This window comes from Neobacillus sp. PS3-40 (genome assembly GCF_030915485.1).
Classification (GTDB): domain Bacteria; phylum Bacillota; class Bacilli; order Bacillales; family Cytobacillaceae; genus JAUZPL01.
The window spans coordinates 3,134,843-3,150,264 of sequence record NZ_CP133266.1; the positions used below are offsets into that span (position 1 = coordinate 3,134,843).

The 15,422-nt window shown below is 37.1% G+C and carries 16 protein-coding genes; 9 read left to right on the forward strand and 7 right to left on the reverse strand.

Features of this window, described 5'->3' with window-relative positions; all coding sequences use genetic code 11:
• Nucleotides 1-13: 13 nt before the first annotated feature.
• From RCG20_RS15335 to RCG20_RS15350, 4 genes are all read left to right on the forward strand, one after another.
• Nucleotides 14-1,078, forward strand: coding sequence for a 3-methyl-2-oxobutanoate dehydrogenase subunit VorB (locus RCG20_RS15335; RefSeq protein ID WP_308180979.1), 1,065 nt, complete (start codon nt 14-16; stop codon nt 1,076-1,078).
• Entirely contained in the window at nt 1,075-1,827 is a 753-nt protein-coding gene (locus tag RCG20_RS15340; protein WP_308180980.1) for a thiamine pyrophosphate-dependent enzyme, read from the forward strand. Before RCG20_RS15335 ends, RCG20_RS15340 begins: the two co-directional genes overlap by 4 nt.
• Nucleotides 1,828-1,830: 3 nt before the next feature.
• Entirely contained in the window at nt 1,831-2,379 is a 549-nt protein-coding gene (locus RCG20_RS15345) for a 2-oxoacid:ferredoxin oxidoreductase subunit gamma family protein (protein ID WP_308180981.1), read from the forward strand.
• 430 nt (nt 2,380-2,809) lie between these two features.
• Nucleotides 2,810-3,154 (forward strand): cupin domain-containing protein, encoded by a 345-nt coding sequence (locus tag RCG20_RS15350; RefSeq protein ID WP_308180982.1) that lies wholly within the window; start codon nt 2,810-2,812, stop codon nt 3,152-3,154.
• Nucleotides 3,155-3,173: 19 nt separating this feature from the next.
• Here the strand turns inward: RCG20_RS15350 and RCG20_RS15355 are convergent, their stop codons facing one another.
• Nucleotides 3,174-5,321 carry an MMPL family transporter gene (locus tag RCG20_RS15355; protein WP_308180983.1) on the reverse strand — a complete coding sequence of 716 codons (2,148 nt, stop codon included), beginning with the start codon at nt 5,319-5,321 and terminating at the stop codon, nt 3,174-3,176.
• Between the two features lie 166 nt (nt 5,322-5,487).
• Between RCG20_RS15355 and RCG20_RS15360 the strand changes: the two genes are divergently transcribed.
• From RCG20_RS15360 to cdd, 4 genes are all read left to right on the forward strand, one after another.
• A complete protein-coding gene (locus RCG20_RS15360) occupies nt 5,488-6,432 on the forward strand; it encodes a DNA-binding transcriptional repressor DeoR (protein ID WP_308180984.1) in 945 nt (314 codons plus the stop codon).
• 278 nt (nt 6,433-6,710) lie between these two features.
• On the forward strand, nt 6,711-7,385 hold the full coding sequence (gene deoC / locus RCG20_RS15365; RefSeq protein WP_308180985.1) for a deoxyribose-phosphate aldolase: 675 nt from the start codon (nt 6,711-6,713) through the stop codon (nt 7,383-7,385).
• A 20-nt stretch (nt 7,386-7,405) separates the two neighbouring features.
• A complete protein-coding gene (locus RCG20_RS15370) occupies nt 7,406-7,576 on the forward strand; it encodes a XapX domain-containing protein (protein WP_308180986.1) in 171 nt (56 codons plus the stop codon).
• A gap of 23 nt (nt 7,577-7,599) precedes the next feature.
• On the forward strand, nt 7,600-7,995 hold the full coding sequence (cdd, locus tag RCG20_RS15375; protein ID WP_308180987.1) for a cytidine deaminase: 396 nt from the start codon (nt 7,600-7,602) through the stop codon (nt 7,993-7,995).
• A gap of 195 nt (nt 7,996-8,190) precedes the next feature.
• Here the strand turns inward: cdd and RCG20_RS15380 are convergent, their stop codons facing one another.
• A complete protein-coding gene (locus RCG20_RS15380) occupies nt 8,191-8,796 on the reverse strand; it encodes a DNA-3-methyladenine glycosylase (protein WP_308180988.1) in 606 nt (201 codons plus the stop codon).
• Between the two features lie 74 nt (nt 8,797-8,870).
• On the opposite strand from RCG20_RS15380, the gene proC reads away from it, so the two are divergent.
• Nucleotides 8,871-9,671 (forward strand): pyrroline-5-carboxylate reductase, encoded by an 801-nt coding sequence (proC, locus tag RCG20_RS15385; protein WP_308184365.1) that lies wholly within the window; start codon nt 8,871-8,873, stop codon nt 9,669-9,671.
• An 878-nt stretch (nt 9,672-10,549) separates the two neighbouring features.
• Here the strand turns inward: proC and RCG20_RS15390 are convergent.
• The 5 genes from RCG20_RS15390 to RCG20_RS15410 form a co-directional block, all read right to left on the reverse strand.
• Nucleotides 10,550-11,125, reverse strand: a complete 576-nt coding sequence (locus RCG20_RS15390) for a YitT family protein (RefSeq protein ID WP_308184366.1) — start codon at nt 11,123-11,125, stop codon at nt 10,550-10,552.
• Between the two features lie 121 nt (nt 11,126-11,246).
• Nucleotides 11,247-12,635, reverse strand: coding sequence for a peptide MFS transporter (locus tag RCG20_RS15395; protein ID WP_308180989.1), 1,389 nt, complete (start codon nt 12,633-12,635; stop codon nt 11,247-11,249).
• Nucleotides 12,636-12,946: 311 nt separating this feature from the next.
• Nucleotides 12,947-13,390, reverse strand: coding sequence for a ferritin-like domain-containing protein (locus tag RCG20_RS15400; protein WP_308180990.1), 444 nt, complete (start codon nt 13,388-13,390; stop codon nt 12,947-12,949).
• Between the two features lie 279 nt (nt 13,391-13,669).
• Nucleotides 13,670-14,668, reverse strand: coding sequence for an inorganic phosphate transporter (locus RCG20_RS15405; RefSeq protein ID WP_308180991.1), 999 nt, complete (start codon nt 14,666-14,668; stop codon nt 13,670-13,672).
• 12 nt (nt 14,669-14,680) lie between these two features.
• On the reverse strand, nt 14,681-15,298 hold the full coding sequence (locus RCG20_RS15410) for a DUF47 domain-containing protein (RefSeq protein ID WP_308180992.1): 618 nt from the start codon (nt 15,296-15,298) through the stop codon (nt 14,681-14,683).
• Nucleotides 15,299-15,422 lie beyond the last annotated feature (124 nt).

The following is a 15,422-nucleotide window of genomic DNA, read 5'->3' on the forward strand; positions in this document are numbered from 1 at the left end:
GGGAGTTTTTCGTATGAGTAAAGTGTTAATGAAAGGAAATGAAGTAATTGCCGAAGCAGCAGTGCACGCTGGCTGTAAATACTTTTTTGGTTATCCGATAACGCCACAAAGTGAATTGGTTGCCTATATGGCAAGAAGATTACCTGAAGTGGGCGGTGTTTTTTTACAAGCAGAAAGTGAAATTGCGGCTATTAATATGGTGTATGGTGCAGCAAGTACAGGTGTTAGAGTAATGACTTCTTCCTCAAGTCCTGGTTTTAGTTTGAAACAGGAGGGGATTTCCTATTTAGTTGGTTCGGAGCTTCCAGCTGTCATTTGTAATATTGTTCGCGGTGGACCTGGTCTTGGAAATATTCAACCAGCCCAATCGGACTATTTTCAAGTTACAAAAGGAGGCGGACACGGGGATTACTTCCTTCCTGTATTAGCTCCAGCAAGTTTACAGGAAATAGTTGATTTGACTCAAGATGCCTTTAATATCGCTGATCAGTACCGAACTCCAGTCATTATAATGGGGGATGGAATGCTCGGGCAAATGATGGAACCTGTTGAATTTACGGAACGCCAGGAAGTGGAATTGCCAGAGAAAAAATGGGCAACGACAGGTACCCGTGGTGATGGTGGACCAAAAATTATTACTTCTTTAGAGCTTGATGCCGAAGGATTAGAAAAACGTAACATCCATTTGCAACAAAAGATTGCGGAAATGAAACGTAACGAGGTCCGCTATGAAACCTATAAAACAGATGATGCAGAATACATTATTGTTGCGTTTGGAACGGTAGCACGGATAGCGATGAACGCGATCAATAAAGCAAGACAGGATGGCATCAAGGTAGGATTGATTAGGCCTATTTCACTTTGGCCTTTCCCTGAAAAACCATTTATCGAAACAAGAGACCAGGTTAAAACATACATTTCCGTTGAGATGAGTGCAGGACAGATGATAGAGGATGTAAGGCTTGCTGTTAATGGGCATGTACCAGTGGATTTCTTTGGAAGAAATGGCGGCGTCGTCCCTTCCCAAGATGAAATCTATCAAAAGATCATGACGGTAGCTGGAGGGATCCAAGTATGACTATGAAAACAGTATTCCAAAAAACAAAAGGACTTACCGATAAACCCACACATTATTGTCCTGGTTGTACACATGGAGTGATCCATCGTCTCGTTGGGGAAGTATTGGAGGAAATGGATATTCTCGAAGATACAGTTGGTGTGGCCTCAGTAGGATGCTCGGTTTTATCATATGAATACTTTAACTGTGATATGACCCAAGCGGCCCATGGTCGTGCACCTGCAGTGGCGACAGGTATAAAACGAGTTCTTCCAAACAGATTTGTGTTTACTTATCAAGGTGATGGAGACCTTGCCTCAATTGGCATCAGTGAAATTATTCATGCTGCTGCAAGAGGTGAAAAAATTACTGTTATTTTTGTTAATAATGCCATTTACGGTATGACTGGCGGCCAGATGGCCCCAACAACACTAATTGGTCAAAAAACGGCAACAACTCCTTTCGGAAGAGATGAAAGTATTCAAGGTTCACCGATCAGGGTAAGTGAAATGCTGGCAACTCTTGATAGTACCGCCTATATTGAAAGGGTTTCTACCCATGATGTTGCAAATATTCAAAAAGCAAAAAAAGCAATCCGAAAGGCATTTGAAACCCAAAAAGAAGGGTTAGGCTTTTCTATGGTGGAAGTGTTATCGACCTGCCCAACAAACTGGGGCCTTGATCCGAATGAATCCCTTGATTGGGTAAAAGAAAATATGGTTCCTGTTTATCCTCTAGGGGTATACAAAAACAAACAGGGAGGTAATTGAGCCATGTTAGAAGAGATCATTATTGCTGGTTTTGGTGGCCAGGGTGTTATGTCAATGGGACAGCTTGTTGCCTATGCAGGAATGTTGGAGGGAAAAGGTGTCTCTTGGCTTCCATCGTATGGACCGGAACAAAGAGGTGGAACGGCGAATTGTGCAGTGGTTGTGAGTGATGAACCTGTGGGATCTCCATTGGTTACTCGACCTTCAACTGCCATTGTCTTGAATAATCCCTCCTTTGATAAATTTGAATCACATGTACGACCTGGGGGCTTGCTCATTGTAAATACTTCATTAGTGAACCGAAAATCGACACGAACCGATATCACTATCATTGAAGTAGATGCAACAGCATTGGCGAATGAAATAGGTAATTCTCGAATAGCCAATATGATTTTGTTAGGGGCATTTTTAGAACATTCAAAAGTTGTATCAGAAGATTCGGTGATAGAATCTTTAAAGAAGGTACTTTCCCCTAATAAGCATCATTTAATTGATGTGAATAAACGAGCATTAAATAAGGGTGCCACGCTTGTGATGGAAAAAACAATTTGAAAGAGAACGTCAGCCGATAATTGCTATTGGCTGGTTTTTTTAGCTAAGCAGAATTTATATCCATAAATTCTGCTTAGCGTATCAGGGCAACTACGCCTAATCATCGCCCTTAGGGGCTCGCCAATTGGTGAGTTTTCTATAATAAAAATGGCAGATGGCATACCTTCTCCTCTAATAGGGAATTACTATTTTTTACATTTTAGTGGAAAAGATGTGACGAATTTGTGAACGTTATCTGAACTTAGGAGACTTTGAGGTAAATGTGTAAACCATAACTAAAGGCAAAAGATTTACAAAGGGTTGATTCAAATCAATTAATTGATATTAATTTTCAATTAGAATAAAATTAACAAAAAGAGCGTACTTTCAAAGTCAGTTGCAATTAATTAATTCAAAAGGTTCCTAACAGTTAAAAAAACAAGGAGGAATTATGATGGAATTGCATTCATTTAAAGAGTATCAAGAATTTAATGAGGATAAATTTACAAAAAGGGTTATTTTTAACGAAGGTGGAAGCACTGTATTTGTATTAAATTTCATGCCTGGACAACAGCTTGCCCCACATAAACATCCAGGTTCTGAAGTTTATCTTTATGTCGTTACTGGAAGTGGAACGGTTATTATTGATGGCACTGAAACACAAGTAAGCACACAGGATGTGATTCATTCTGGTGGTGACGGTCTTCTTTCATTCACCAATAATGGAAGTGAACCAGCAAGTCTATATGTAGTTTTAAGTAAAACTCCAAGTAAAGAGTATGCAAAAGATATTTAAAAGACAAAAGCCAGCCTAATCAGGCTGGCTTTTTCTTTTTATTAAATCCAAAGAACCACCAGTTCCAGTCACCTAGTAGTTTCATAAGAGCTGGAACAAGGACCATTCTAACGACTGTTGCATCAATAAAAATGGCAATCGCAATACCAACGCCAAGTTGTTTAATAGGCATAACTCCAGTAAAAGCAAATGCACCTGTTACAACTATCATAATTGCAGCTGCTGAGGTAATAATTTTACTCGTATAGGTTAATCCAGAGATCGTAGCGGTACTATTATCTCCAGTGTTGATGTAAATTTCCTGGATCCTTGAGATTAAAAACACTTCATAATCCATAGATAGTCCAAAAACAAGAGTGAAAATGAAAACTGGTAAAATCAGGGCAATATCTACAGGTTTGTTAACTAAATGACCTTGCTGGTAAATCCAAACGACGATTCCAAATGTACAGCCAAGGCTTAACATATTCATTAAGAGGGCTTTTATCGGAATCAGAAGAGAACGGAATGCAACTGTCAGAATGATAAAGGTTGTAATAAAAATAAGCAGCAGCCCATATGGTGCCTTATTATAAATCTCATCAAATATTTCCTGCTCAAATTTTATATGACCTCCAAAAGACGTTTTAATTCCTAGGTGTCGCTTGGACCAAGTTCTAACCCATGTTCTAGCTCTTGAAGAATGCACCTCAGACTTTAAAAATACTTCTATATGCATTTTGTTTTTATTCACAAAGGTTTTCAAATCAGGTACAAGCTCTTTTGATTCCTCAAATGTAGGGTCAAAAAGTTGATCGGGATCCTGGATTTCTGGAATGGAAAATGGCGAAATTACGGTGTTTACCATGGGATCCTTTTTTAGTTTTTGAATAACTTCCCTTATTTTTTCGGAATTTGGTTCTTCTAAAACATTTCCTTTTGTTTGCAAAACAACAATTACTCTGTTTTCTTCTCGTTTTTCGACTGGAATGAACGTATCTTTAAATGTTTCATAAGCGAGACGAGACGGATAATGTTCAGGCAACGAATCAATTCCAGGAATTTTTAAAATCATATCCTTTGCAGGGATAACGCCTGCAAGTAAGATAGCAAAGGCTATTAGAGCCATCAAAATAGGCCGTTTCATCACATACATGGCGAAACGATACCAAACGGATGATTGCTGATCTTTTATCCGAAACAAACTCAATTTGTTTATATTGTTTCCCATGATGGATAGCAATGCCGGAAGAAAGGTATTTGCAGAGAGGACTGCAATAAAAACGACAGTCATACCACCAAGTGCAACATTTTGAAAAATTTCAATTTTGATAAATAAAAGCCCAGATAGACCGATAAATACACATAGACCAGAGAAAATGACAGAGCGACCTGCCGTTGAAACGGTAGTTTTAATCGCTTCTGGAAGAGGAACTTTATTGTTTAATTCCTCCTTAAACCGATTGATGAAAAGTAGCGCAAAATCAATACTCAACGCCAGCCCGATCATTGGGATAATATTTAATATGAAAATTGACAAATTGGCTTCATAACTGTAAAAGTAAACAATCCCCATCGTGATTAAAATCGAAACGATGCCAATAATGAGCGGAATAGCTGCAGCAACAATACCACCAAAGGAAAGAATTAGCACAATTAACGCAATCGGCAAACCAATCATTTCTGCTTTGGCTAAATCGCTCTGACTTGCTTCATTAAGATCTTCTACCATGATAGGTTCGCCAGTCATTGTAACGGTTAAGCCTTTTTTATTCTTTAAAAGCTTATGTAATTGATTGATTTCCTTCCCAAGACTTTCTGGCCCTTTGGTAAAGGAAAGAGTCCCATAAGCATAATTCCCCTTAATCATTCCTTCTTGATCGAATGGGGTTATAGTGGAAAATCCATGAAGTTTGTGAAAGGTTTCTTGAATATAATCGTCCCATTCCTTCTGGCTAATGGAATTTTCTTTATGAAACAATAGGATAATTGAAGATTTGGGAATCCCAAAATCTTTTTCTAGTAGTTTTTTTGTCTGGTTAAATTCACCTTGATATTCGAAGCCGTTACCACTTAAGACCGTTGGAAGCTTTAGGGCAAAAAAACCAAAGCACAAAATAAGCAATATCCATAAAAAAAGTACTAATTTTCGTTTTTGATAAGCGATGTCACCTAATTTTTGCAGCATATCCTTTCCTCCCATTAGTAGGGTTTCCTTTTTAAGGTGGGGTCATTCTTTCGCTGTGAAAATTGTTAAATGTTCATGTTTTATTTTACAAATGTAAAAAAATATTGTCCTTTCTACTTTTTTTGCTAAAATAAAGTAAATAATGAAAGACATTAGGTGATTAGTGGTGGAAACAGAAAAATTGAATAAAGTTATTGAAGCAGCTAAATTGTATTATTTACTGGATTACACTCAAAACGAAATTGCCCAGATCCTAGGTGTATCGCGCCCCACTGTTTCCCGTTTTTTACAGTTAGCCAAAAGTGAAGGTATTGTTGAAATCAATATTAAGGATCCTAATGAAAACGTTGAAAGTCTTGCAACCAGGCTAGAGCAAAAATTCAATTTAAAAAAAGTAATTATTGCTTCTATTCCTCAATTTGAAGATCATATTATCAAAAATTACTTAGGTGAAAAAACAGCCATATATCTTCAAGAAGTTGTCAAAGATGATGATATAATCGGCGTAACCTGGGGAACAACCCTTTATCATGTTGCAATTGAATTGCAACAAAAATTTGTAAAAGATGTTAAAGTGGTTCAGCTTAAAGGTGGAGTAAGTCATTCAGAAACAAATACGTATGCATCGGAAATATTATATTTATTCGGCAAAGCCTATAATACAACGCCACACCATTTGCCACTGCCAGCCATTGTCGACCATATTGTAGTTAAACAAGCAATGGAAGCCGATCGCCATATTGGAAAAGTTTTGGATTTAGGAAAACAGGCTAATATTGCAATTTTTACGATTGGCCATGTTAAATCTGATTCACTTTTATTTCAGTTAGGTTATTTTACTGAAAGTGATCTGGAATCCCTAAATGGAAAAGCTGTTGGGGATATTTGTTCCCGTTTTTTTGATAGGAATGGTAAGGTATGTAATGAAAGTTTAAATAATAGAACACTTGGAATTAATTTGGAAGATTTAAAGAAAAAAGAGTATTCAATATTAGTTGCTGGTGGACCAAATAAGATTGAAGGTATTTATGGTGCCTTAATTGGCCAGTTTGCGAACGTATTAGTCACGGATCAATTTACGGCACAATTTTTACTTGATAAAAAAGAGTAACTAGTTAGTGGTAACACCTAAAGTACAACGATAAAGTTACTAATTCGATTTGGGTAGAGTGTTAATTAAACATTAAATTAACACTCTTTTTATTTTAATACTTCCTTCCGAAACTTATTTATCCTCAAAAAACCGTACATTATTTTATTTCCAATAAAAAAATTTTTACATTTGTTCAATATGTATATTACATTTGCTTATTTTTTGGTATAGTAACATTATCACGGATTACAAATACTAAAATTAACTTTTAAAAGTATAGGAAGGAAGTTTTACAAATGACTCAAAATATTGCAAAAATGATTGATCATACACTTTTGAAGGCTGATGCAAAAAAGGAAGAAATTATAAAAATCGTTGAAGAAGCAAAACAATATAAATTTGCATCTGTTTGTATTAATCCAACATGGGTCAAAACTGCTGCAGAATTACTTTCAGATACTCCTGAAGTAAAGGTTTGTACCGTTATTGGCTTTCCATTAGGAGCAGCAACCTCTGAAACAAAAGCATTTGAAACAAGAAATGCTATTGAAAATGGTGCTACTGAGGTTGATATGGTTATTAATATTAGCGCACTACAAGATAAACAGGATATTGTGGTTGTAGATGATATTCGAGCAGTAGTAGAGGCAGCAAAGGGAAAGGCGTTGACAAAAGTCATCATTGAAACATGTTTACTATCTGATGAAGAAAAGGTACGGGCATGTGAACTTGCTGTAAAAGCTGGAGCGGATTATGTTAAAACCTCTACAGGTTTTTCAACTGGGGGAGCGACTGTTTCCGATATTCGTTTAATGCGCAAAACTGTCGGTCCAGATGTAGGCGTTAAGGCATCAGGTGGAGTTCGAAGCCGTGAGGATGCACTAGCTATGATTGAAGCTGGAGCAACTAGGATTGGTGCAAGTTCAGGTATCGCAATTGTTAATAGAGAAGTATCGAATAGTAATTATTAATTTAAGGTAAGGGGCATACAATGAAAGAGGTAATTTTAGCGTTATTAGCTGGATTGTTGGTTGGTATTTTATTTAAATTCTTAAAGCTACCATTGCCAGCACCGCCTGTTTTTTCGGCAGTCGTTGGGGTTTTCGGTGTTTATTTTGGTGGGATTATTGTAGAATGGATTGGTAAATTGATCCATCATTAAGAAACTTGAAGGGGCGTGAAAAAATGGAGGAGAAAGAGCTACTAAAAGAAGCGGTTAAAGCAAGGGAGTTTGCCTATGTTCCATATTCTAAGTTTAAAGTAGGTGCTGCTCTAGTATCTAAGGATGGTCAAATTTTCCATGGCTGTAATATTGAAAATGCAGCCTATAGCGTTACAAATTGTGCAGAGAGAACCGCTTTATTTAAAGCCTATTCAGATGGTGTAACTAAATTTGAAAAATTAGTTGTAACAGCTGATACGGATGGACCTGTCTCTCCGTGTGGTGCTTGCCGCCAGGTCATTTCAGAACTTTGTGATGCTGATATGGAAGTTATTCTTACAAACATTAAAGGTGATATCCATAGGATAACGGTCAAAGATCTTCTTCCAGGCGCCTTTTCATCGAAAGATTTGAAATAAATATATATCAAGTAAAAAACAGTTCTAAATCTGATGATTTAGAGCTGTTTTTTTTATAGTTACCCATAAACTCTATTTCTCCTAAGTGCAACTAAATATCTCACAGGATTTTCGTGGATTTTTTTTGCATTTTGGGGATTTTTTCAAAGGTTATGGCGATTCTATAAGAAGTTTTGGGTGTTTAGATATTTTATGTTAATTCTCCTTTTGATGACGTGAAACAAACTTATTTCCGGTAATCCAAAATCTCCAAGGATATTCCTTTGCTTCTTCTGTATTCTCAATCCCAATTCTTTTCCCTTGTGAGATGGAAGGTGGGGTTATTCCATTAGAAATGAAAATAGGTGGCTCCCAAAACACACGTCCATAATCCTCCATTGATATTCCTAAAGCTTTTGTTAATTTTCCTGGCCCATTTGTTAAATTCCTTTGGTCTAAAGTTCCCCTTCGTTTATACATTAGATCTATTCCAGTGAGGGGCTCCAATGCCCTTATTAACACTGCTTCGGGTTTATCAATGTCACTACAAACAACATTTACAAGGCAATGTGTATGCATTTGGTAGGTATAAACATGACCAGCACCCGCGAACATAATCTCTGTTCGCTTTGTTCGCTTATTTTGATAACTATGCGCTGCACGGTCCATTGGCCCCATATATCCCTCTGTTTCAACGATATATCCTGCTGCAACTCCATCTTTCGTTTCTTTTACCAATATGCATCCAAGCAGGGCACGTGCAAGTTCAATTGTTGGTTTTACAAAAAAATCCTTGTGAAGTGGTTGAAATTCATTGAGCATATGGGCCCCTCCCTTTCTAATTCTCCCCTAATCTTATAAGATAGACATGGTAGTCATTAAAAATAAGGTGTGAAATTATGAAAAATATTGGCTTTATTGGCTCTGGAAAAATGGCGCAAGCAATGATCGGAGGGATGCTTACCTCAAATATGCTTGACCCTGAAAATATAATGGCAAGTGCGGCAACAGAAAATACAGTAGAAAAAGTAAAACAAAAATATGGAATTAATACAACTAGTGTTAATAGGAATGTTGCTCAATTTGCTGACGTTCTTATTTTGGCGGTTAAACCGGACCTTCATTCAACTATTATTGAAGAGATTAAAACTGAGGTTAAACAAGATGTGATTATTGTAACGATTGCTGCAGGAATTACTTTAGCTAATATAGAAACTTACTTTGGTCGCAAAATAAAGGTAATACGGACAATGCCGAATACTCCTTCATTAGTGGGCGAAGGAATGAGTGTAATTTGCCCTAATGAATTAATAAGTGAGGAAGACATAAAAGAAATTGAAGAATTGTTTCATTCATTTGGAAAAACAGAAATCTTAGAAGAAAAACTAATGGACGCTGTTCCGGCGATTAGTGGTTCATCACCTGCCTATATTTATTTGATGATAGAGGCAATGGCTGATGGTGGGGTTCGTCAAGGAATTCCAAGGGATAAGGCATACCGACTTGCATCCCAGGCAGTTCTTGGAGCTGCCAAAATGGTTCTTGAAACTGGAATCCATCCAGGGGCACTAAAAGACAATGTGTGTACTCCAGGCGGTGCAACGATTGAAGCTGTGGCTATGCTAGAGAAAAGTCATTTTAGGGGAGCAGTGCTTGCTGCGATGGAGAGTTGTACAGAAAAGATAAAGTCCCTGTAAATAGGGGGTTACTCTGTTAGTTTTTGGCAAACGTAAGCAAAATAAATACAGAGCTATATGATGCTTTTGATGCCCTATTGATTGTATTTAGACCATAACTTTGCCCGTTGATTTCCACTCCGGGCACTTGCTTTCCGCGGGGAGGGATGGGAGCCTCCTCGGCGTGCCGCCTGTGGGGTCTCCCATTCCCTCAAATCCCGCAGGAGTCAAGTGCCCTCCGCTCCAATCAACTCAGGTAGGTTAAGTAGAAAGTCAAAAAGTTTCTTTTTTTATTCGGGCACGATTACGCTGTTTTCGCCTTTTCCTGTTCGGATAGGGCACGCATTCGGACTCGATCTCTCTGTTTTTTCCTGCCCTTTCCGAATAAGACTTGTAATCAAAGATCACCAATGATTTCCGAAAGCCTCTATTTTACCTTTCTAGAGGAATCAAAACAGGTTAGAGTTTACGAATTTAGCTTAATCGTGCATGTAATGGTTAAAAAAGGAAATTAAGCTTGTAAAAATCATTTTGTAAAAAGGTCAAAATGGAGGAAACGTTTATCTTCTTGATTAAATAGGGGCTATTATACCTTTTTTACGTTAACTATGTTAAAGTCTAATGATCATTTTGACATCCTGTTGATTGGAACGGAAGATGCGAGACTCCTGCGGGAGTACGGTGCTGGGGAGACCCCGCAGGTGCTGGAAGCGCCGAGGAGGCTCCCCGAACCGCCCGCGGAAAGCGAAGCATCTGGAGTGGAAATCAACAGGCAAGTATCAAAGAGCCTTACATTGAATGAGACTTTTTTCAGTGCCTTCTGTGGAAAGCGAAGCAACTGGAACGGAAATTAAGGTATGTTAATTAATTAGAGAATTCCTAGGCTATTTAAAAAGTTATTATTGTGTTCTAGGTTCAGCAGTTGCAGTCACCGAAGTCATTAAGCCAACACAGATGATCGTAAGGAATGAATAAAAAAACTTCTCCCATCCAACAACTTTAATTCCTCCTATAACAACAACAGCATCAATGAAAAAAATAATAATTCCAATATTGATAGTAGTTAGTTTTGTGATCAATTGTGCGAGTAAATCGGTACCACCGGTACTTGTTTCGTAACGAAGCATGAGACCAACTCCAACTCCAACTATCAACCCACCAATTATTGTGCTAGGTAGAATACTGAGATGTATTTTTCCATTCATGAATGAAAATAGATCAATACAAAAAGAAGAGATGATGAGACCATGAATGCTGTAATAGAAATATCTTCTCTCATAGATCCAAGCTAAAGCATAAAGGGGGATGCTTAAAAAAATAATACTAATTCCTGTTGGCCAGCCGTAAAAATAATGAATGATTAATCCAAGCCCTATGATTCCTCCATCTAGTAAATGATAGGGCACTAAAAATCCATCTATGCCAAGGCCTAATAATGTACTTCCTGCCACTATCGCCAATATTTTTTCAACGATACGTCATCACTCCCTACCCGTCCTACTCCATAAAAATATGAAATAAGTAAACAATTAGAAGTGAAAATAAAAAAAGAGGATGAAACTTTTTGTTTCATCCTCTTTACCATGTTCAATTTAATTAGTCCATCATTTTGACGATTTTTTTGGAAATAGTAAGTAAAACTAATCCTAGTACGATGGCCATGAATCCAATAATACTGAAAATTTCAAAATAACCCATTGATTGAGTTAATGCTCCTAGCTGTCCAGCAAGGATGTTTGCCACACCTGACGCTGCAAGCCATACACCCATTAACAGGGAAGCGAGTTTGATAGGAGCAATCTTACTTACAAGCGATAATCCTACTGGAGAAAGAAGTAGTTCTCCAAGGGTATGCATTAGGTATGTTAATGTGATAATTAAGATGCTTGCTTTTGCATGGATATTATGGTCATCACTGCCAGTTTTGAATACGGCAAGTAATAGAACCATGTAGCCAAGACCTAATAGAACCATTCCGAATCCCATTTTTGAAGGGATTTTGAAGTCCCCGCGCTTAGTGTAGGAAAGCTTTAACCAAAGAGCAGAAAGGATTGGAGCAAGAATGACAATAAATAATGGGTTTAATGACTGGAACCATGCTGTTGGAACTTCCCAACCAAATAATTTACGATCCACAAACTTATCAGTATAAAGTGTTAAAGAGCCTCCTGCTTGTTCAAATCCTGCCCAGAAGAAGACAACAAATGCAGCAAGAATGAAGATTACAGTTGTACGTTGTTTTTCCTTCTTTGTTAGCGGTTTCTTCTCGACTATACCTTGATTGGAGACGGGTTTGCCGGTAGGCTTTTTACCGATATCACCTAAATAACGATTTCCTAAGAGATTAAATAGCAATTGACCAAGAATCATTCCGATTGAAGCTGCTAAAAATCCATATCTAAAGCCATGTTGAACAATTCCGTCAACTTTAGTCATAAATAGATTATCTGATAGATAACCAACAACTAGAGGAGAGAAAAATGCTCCGATGTTGATTCCCATATAGAAAATTGTAAAGGCACCATCACGACGGCGGTCATTCGGTTGGTATAGTTCTCCAACGAGTGTAGAAATATTTGGTTTGAAAAATCCATTTCCAATGATTATCAATGTTAATCCAAGATAGAAGGCAAATTTACTTTGATCAGCAAATAAAGCAAAGTTACCAATTGCCATCGTGATTCCACCTAAAGTGATTGCTAAGCGTCTTCCAAGGTATCGGTCGGATAAATAACCTCCAATAAGCGGAGTAAAGTAAACTGCTCCTGTAAAGAATCCATATATGCTCATCGCGATGCTATCTTTAAATCCTAAACCGCCTCCAACAAGTGAAGTGGTTAAATATAGGACAAGAATTGCGCGCATACCATAATAGCTGAATCTTTCCCACATTTCTGTAAAGAACAGTAAGTAAAGACCTGGTGGATGCTTTTTCGTGGCCGCTACTTGCTGTTCGGACTTGTTAACTTCTATTGTAGTGTCCATACTGTACCTCCTATTGTCCATAGTGAAAGAGTTCTTTTATTATTCTAATTTAATAGATAGACAGTGGTCAATAGAAAGTTATAACAGTAAAAAGAGTTGATATATTAGGAATTGAGGGAATATTTTACGTTGTGGGATAGTCAGAATAAAAGATATATTAATATAATATAAGTGTCTTTTTGGAAAGAACATTACAAGTAAAAAAACTTATCGAATTATTTCCGATAAGTTAAGGGACACTCGCCGATTGGCGAGTCTCTAGGGGCGATGATAGAGTCGTAGTTGCTCTTCTGATTGGCTAAAAAGGGTGGTTAGAAAGTGGTTGCAAGCTGTGAAAAGATTTGGGCATGTTGATGCTCATCATCGGCAGCTTTTAAAATACGTTCTTTAAACTGCTGATCGGTTATTTGTGAAGCGAGATTTCGATAAAAAGGGACGGTTTCTTGTTCATCCTTTAAGGAGTCTCGTACGCCTCTTTTGAATGAGCTTGGTAGTGCAACACCTAATGTTAATGGTGGATACTTACCCGATAAATCTAAGTAGCCCTTTGCAAACCAATGGAAATGCTTAATTTCATCCTGCCGAATCCCTAAAATAGCCTGGCGGGTTTGTTTGTTGGGGGCTAATTCAGCAAGTCTTGTGTAGTACTGGACCGCTTGAAATTCATCGTTCATAGCTTTTGAAATTTGTTTTAAAAGCTGCCGGTTTTGCCGATATTCAAAGCCCTCTTGATCGAAATAAGGCTGATAGTACATTCTTTTCCCTCCTCAATATATCAGTGCATTGTATGCATGATAGATGCCTCAGGACCGCCTATTTTTAGCTATTAAGAAAGTTTAACTTAGCTAATGCATTAAAGGATGTTTCGAGCGTTTTATTATTAATCAATACTTAAATCGCATAAGTGCAACTACGCTTCTGTCATCAACGCCAATCAGCGAGTTTTCTTTAAAGGTGGGACAAAAAAAAGAATAACCCAATGAAAAAGGTTATCCACGTACAAACGTATGGAGTGTTTTAAATGACACCAATACTTAGTAAATTAGATTTAAAATAAAATAAAATAGGGAAGCCATTAATGCCGATATTGGTAATGTAATGACCCAAGTAATAATCATCCGCCTGGCAGTGTCCCATTTAACTCCTTTTAAACGATGGGAAGTACCTACGCCTAAAATACCTGAAGAAATAACATGAGTGGTACTTACAGGCAAATGAATAAAGGTAGCACCAAAAATAACAATTGCCCCTGTTAAGTCAGCAGCAACTCCATTTACTGGACGAATCTTCATGATTTTTCCGCCAACAGTTTTAATGATTTTCCATCCACCTATTGACGTTCCAAGCCCCATCGCAATTGCACAGGAAAGTTGGACCCAAAAAGGGATATCTGTTGTTGTAAGATAACCATTCGCGATAAGTGCCATTGTAATAATCCCCATTGATTTCTGCGCATCATTTGTTCCATGTGAATAAGATTGCAATGCAGCAGTAGCAATTTGGATATAACGGAAGATACGATTTGTTTTTGTTAAATTATAGTTTTTAAAGGAAACTTTAAAAATACTGAACATAATAAAACCGATAATAAATGCTATGATCGGAGAAATGATCAACGCTTCAAGAATTTTTAAGAAGCCAGAATATTTCAAGGCAGAAAACCCTGCAGCTGCAATTGCTGCTCCTGCAATGGAACCAATAATTGCATGTGAAGAACTACTTGGAATTCCAAAATACCAAGTAACTAAATTCCAGATAATTGCGGATAACAGTGCAGCAAGAATGACGATATGACCATTATGCAAATTGAAAGGATCGACAATATCTGACGTAATTGTTTTGGCAACACCGGTAAACGTTAATGCACCTAAAAGGTTCATACCAGCAGCTAATATAATAGCATGGCGAGGCTTTAACGCTTTTGTAGAAACAGAGGTCGCAATTGCATTTGCAGTATCATGGAAACCATTAATAAAGTCAAAAGCAAGAGCTCCAATAACAATTAAAATCGTTATAATCAATAAACCGCTCATATTAAAGGCTCCTTATGCATTTTTCATAATAATAGTTTCTAGTGTGTTGGCTACTGCTTGGCAGTTGTCAGCAATTTCCTCAAGTGTTTCATAAATTTCTTTATATTGAATTATGCGAATAGGATCTTTTTCAACTGTAAACAAATGTTTAATGGATTGTCTTAAAATATTATCGCATTTTGATTCATAGTCTTTTATTTGAATGGAATGTTCTCTAATTTGAAGCAATTTTTTACTTGATAATAATTCGATTGCTTTTTCAATTTCGTAGATACTTCCTTGAATGGCACTAACAAAACTTAGCATAAATTCATCTGCTTCAGTAATTGAATACATTTCAAATAATGCTGCACAACCCTCAAGTCCATCCAATACATCATCCATGCTCATTGTGAGATGTAAGATATCTTCGCGTTCAATCGGAGTGATGAAGGTGTCGTTTAACTCTTTAATGACTTCATGAACAAACGAATCCCCTTTTGACTCATACTCTTTCATCTTTTCTGAAAAAATCTTAAGATCGCTAACATTTTTCAGTTTGTACTCTGTGAAAAAGTTTGTACTTTCTTTTAGGTTAGCAGAGATATTGCTAAGCAATACGGAAAATTTATCATTTTTTTTGAATCCCATAATGTGAACCCCCCTATATTTCTGTAAATAATAGTGTTCCAAACGATTTAATTTTATATGAAAAATGTCGAAAAAAGTAACTATTTGTACTAACTTTACAAAAACTTAACATTAGAAAATTCAA

Coding starts and splice junctions, on each gene's coding strand:
- RCG20_RS15335 (WP_308180979.1), top strand. CDS start 14: ATGAGTAAAGTGTTAATGAAAGGAAATGAAGTAATTGCCGAAGCAGCA.
- RCG20_RS15340 (WP_308180980.1), top strand. CDS start 1,075: ATGACTATGAAAACAGTATTCCAAAAAACAAAAGGACTTACCGATAAA.
- RCG20_RS15345 (WP_308180981.1), top strand. CDS start 1,831: ATGTTAGAAGAGATCATTATTGCTGGTTTTGGTGGCCAGGGTGTTATG.
- RCG20_RS15350 (WP_308180982.1), top strand. CDS start 2,810: ATGATGGAATTGCATTCATTTAAAGAGTATCAAGAATTTAATGAGGAT.
- RCG20_RS15355 (WP_308180983.1), bottom strand. CDS start 5,321: ATGCTGCAAAAATTAGGTGACATCGCTTATCAAAAACGAAAATTAGTA.
- deoC (WP_308180985.1), top strand. CDS start 6,711: ATGACTCAAAATATTGCAAAAATGATTGATCATACACTTTTGAAGGCT.
- RCG20_RS15370 (WP_308180986.1), top strand. CDS start 7,406: ATGAAAGAGGTAATTTTAGCGTTATTAGCTGGATTGTTGGTTGGTATT.
- cdd (WP_308180987.1), top strand. CDS start 7,600: ATGGAGGAGAAAGAGCTACTAAAAGAAGCGGTTAAAGCAAGGGAGTTT.
- RCG20_RS15380 (WP_308180988.1), bottom strand. CDS start 8,796: ATGCTCAATGAATTTCAACCACTTCACAAGGATTTTTTTGTAAAACCA.
- RCG20_RS15395 (WP_308180989.1), bottom strand. CDS start 12,635: ATGGACACTACAATAGAAGTTAACAAGTCCGAACAGCAAGTAGCGGCC.
- RCG20_RS15400 (WP_308180990.1), bottom strand. CDS start 13,390: ATGTACTATCAGCCTTATTTCGATCAAGAGGGCTTTGAATATCGGCAA.
- RCG20_RS15405 (WP_308180991.1), bottom strand. CDS start 14,668: ATGAGCGGTTTATTGATTATAACGATTTTAATTGTTATTGGAGCTCTT.
- RCG20_RS15410 (WP_308180992.1), bottom strand. CDS start 15,298: ATGGGATTCAAAAAAAATGATAAATTTTCCGTATTGCTTAGCAATATC.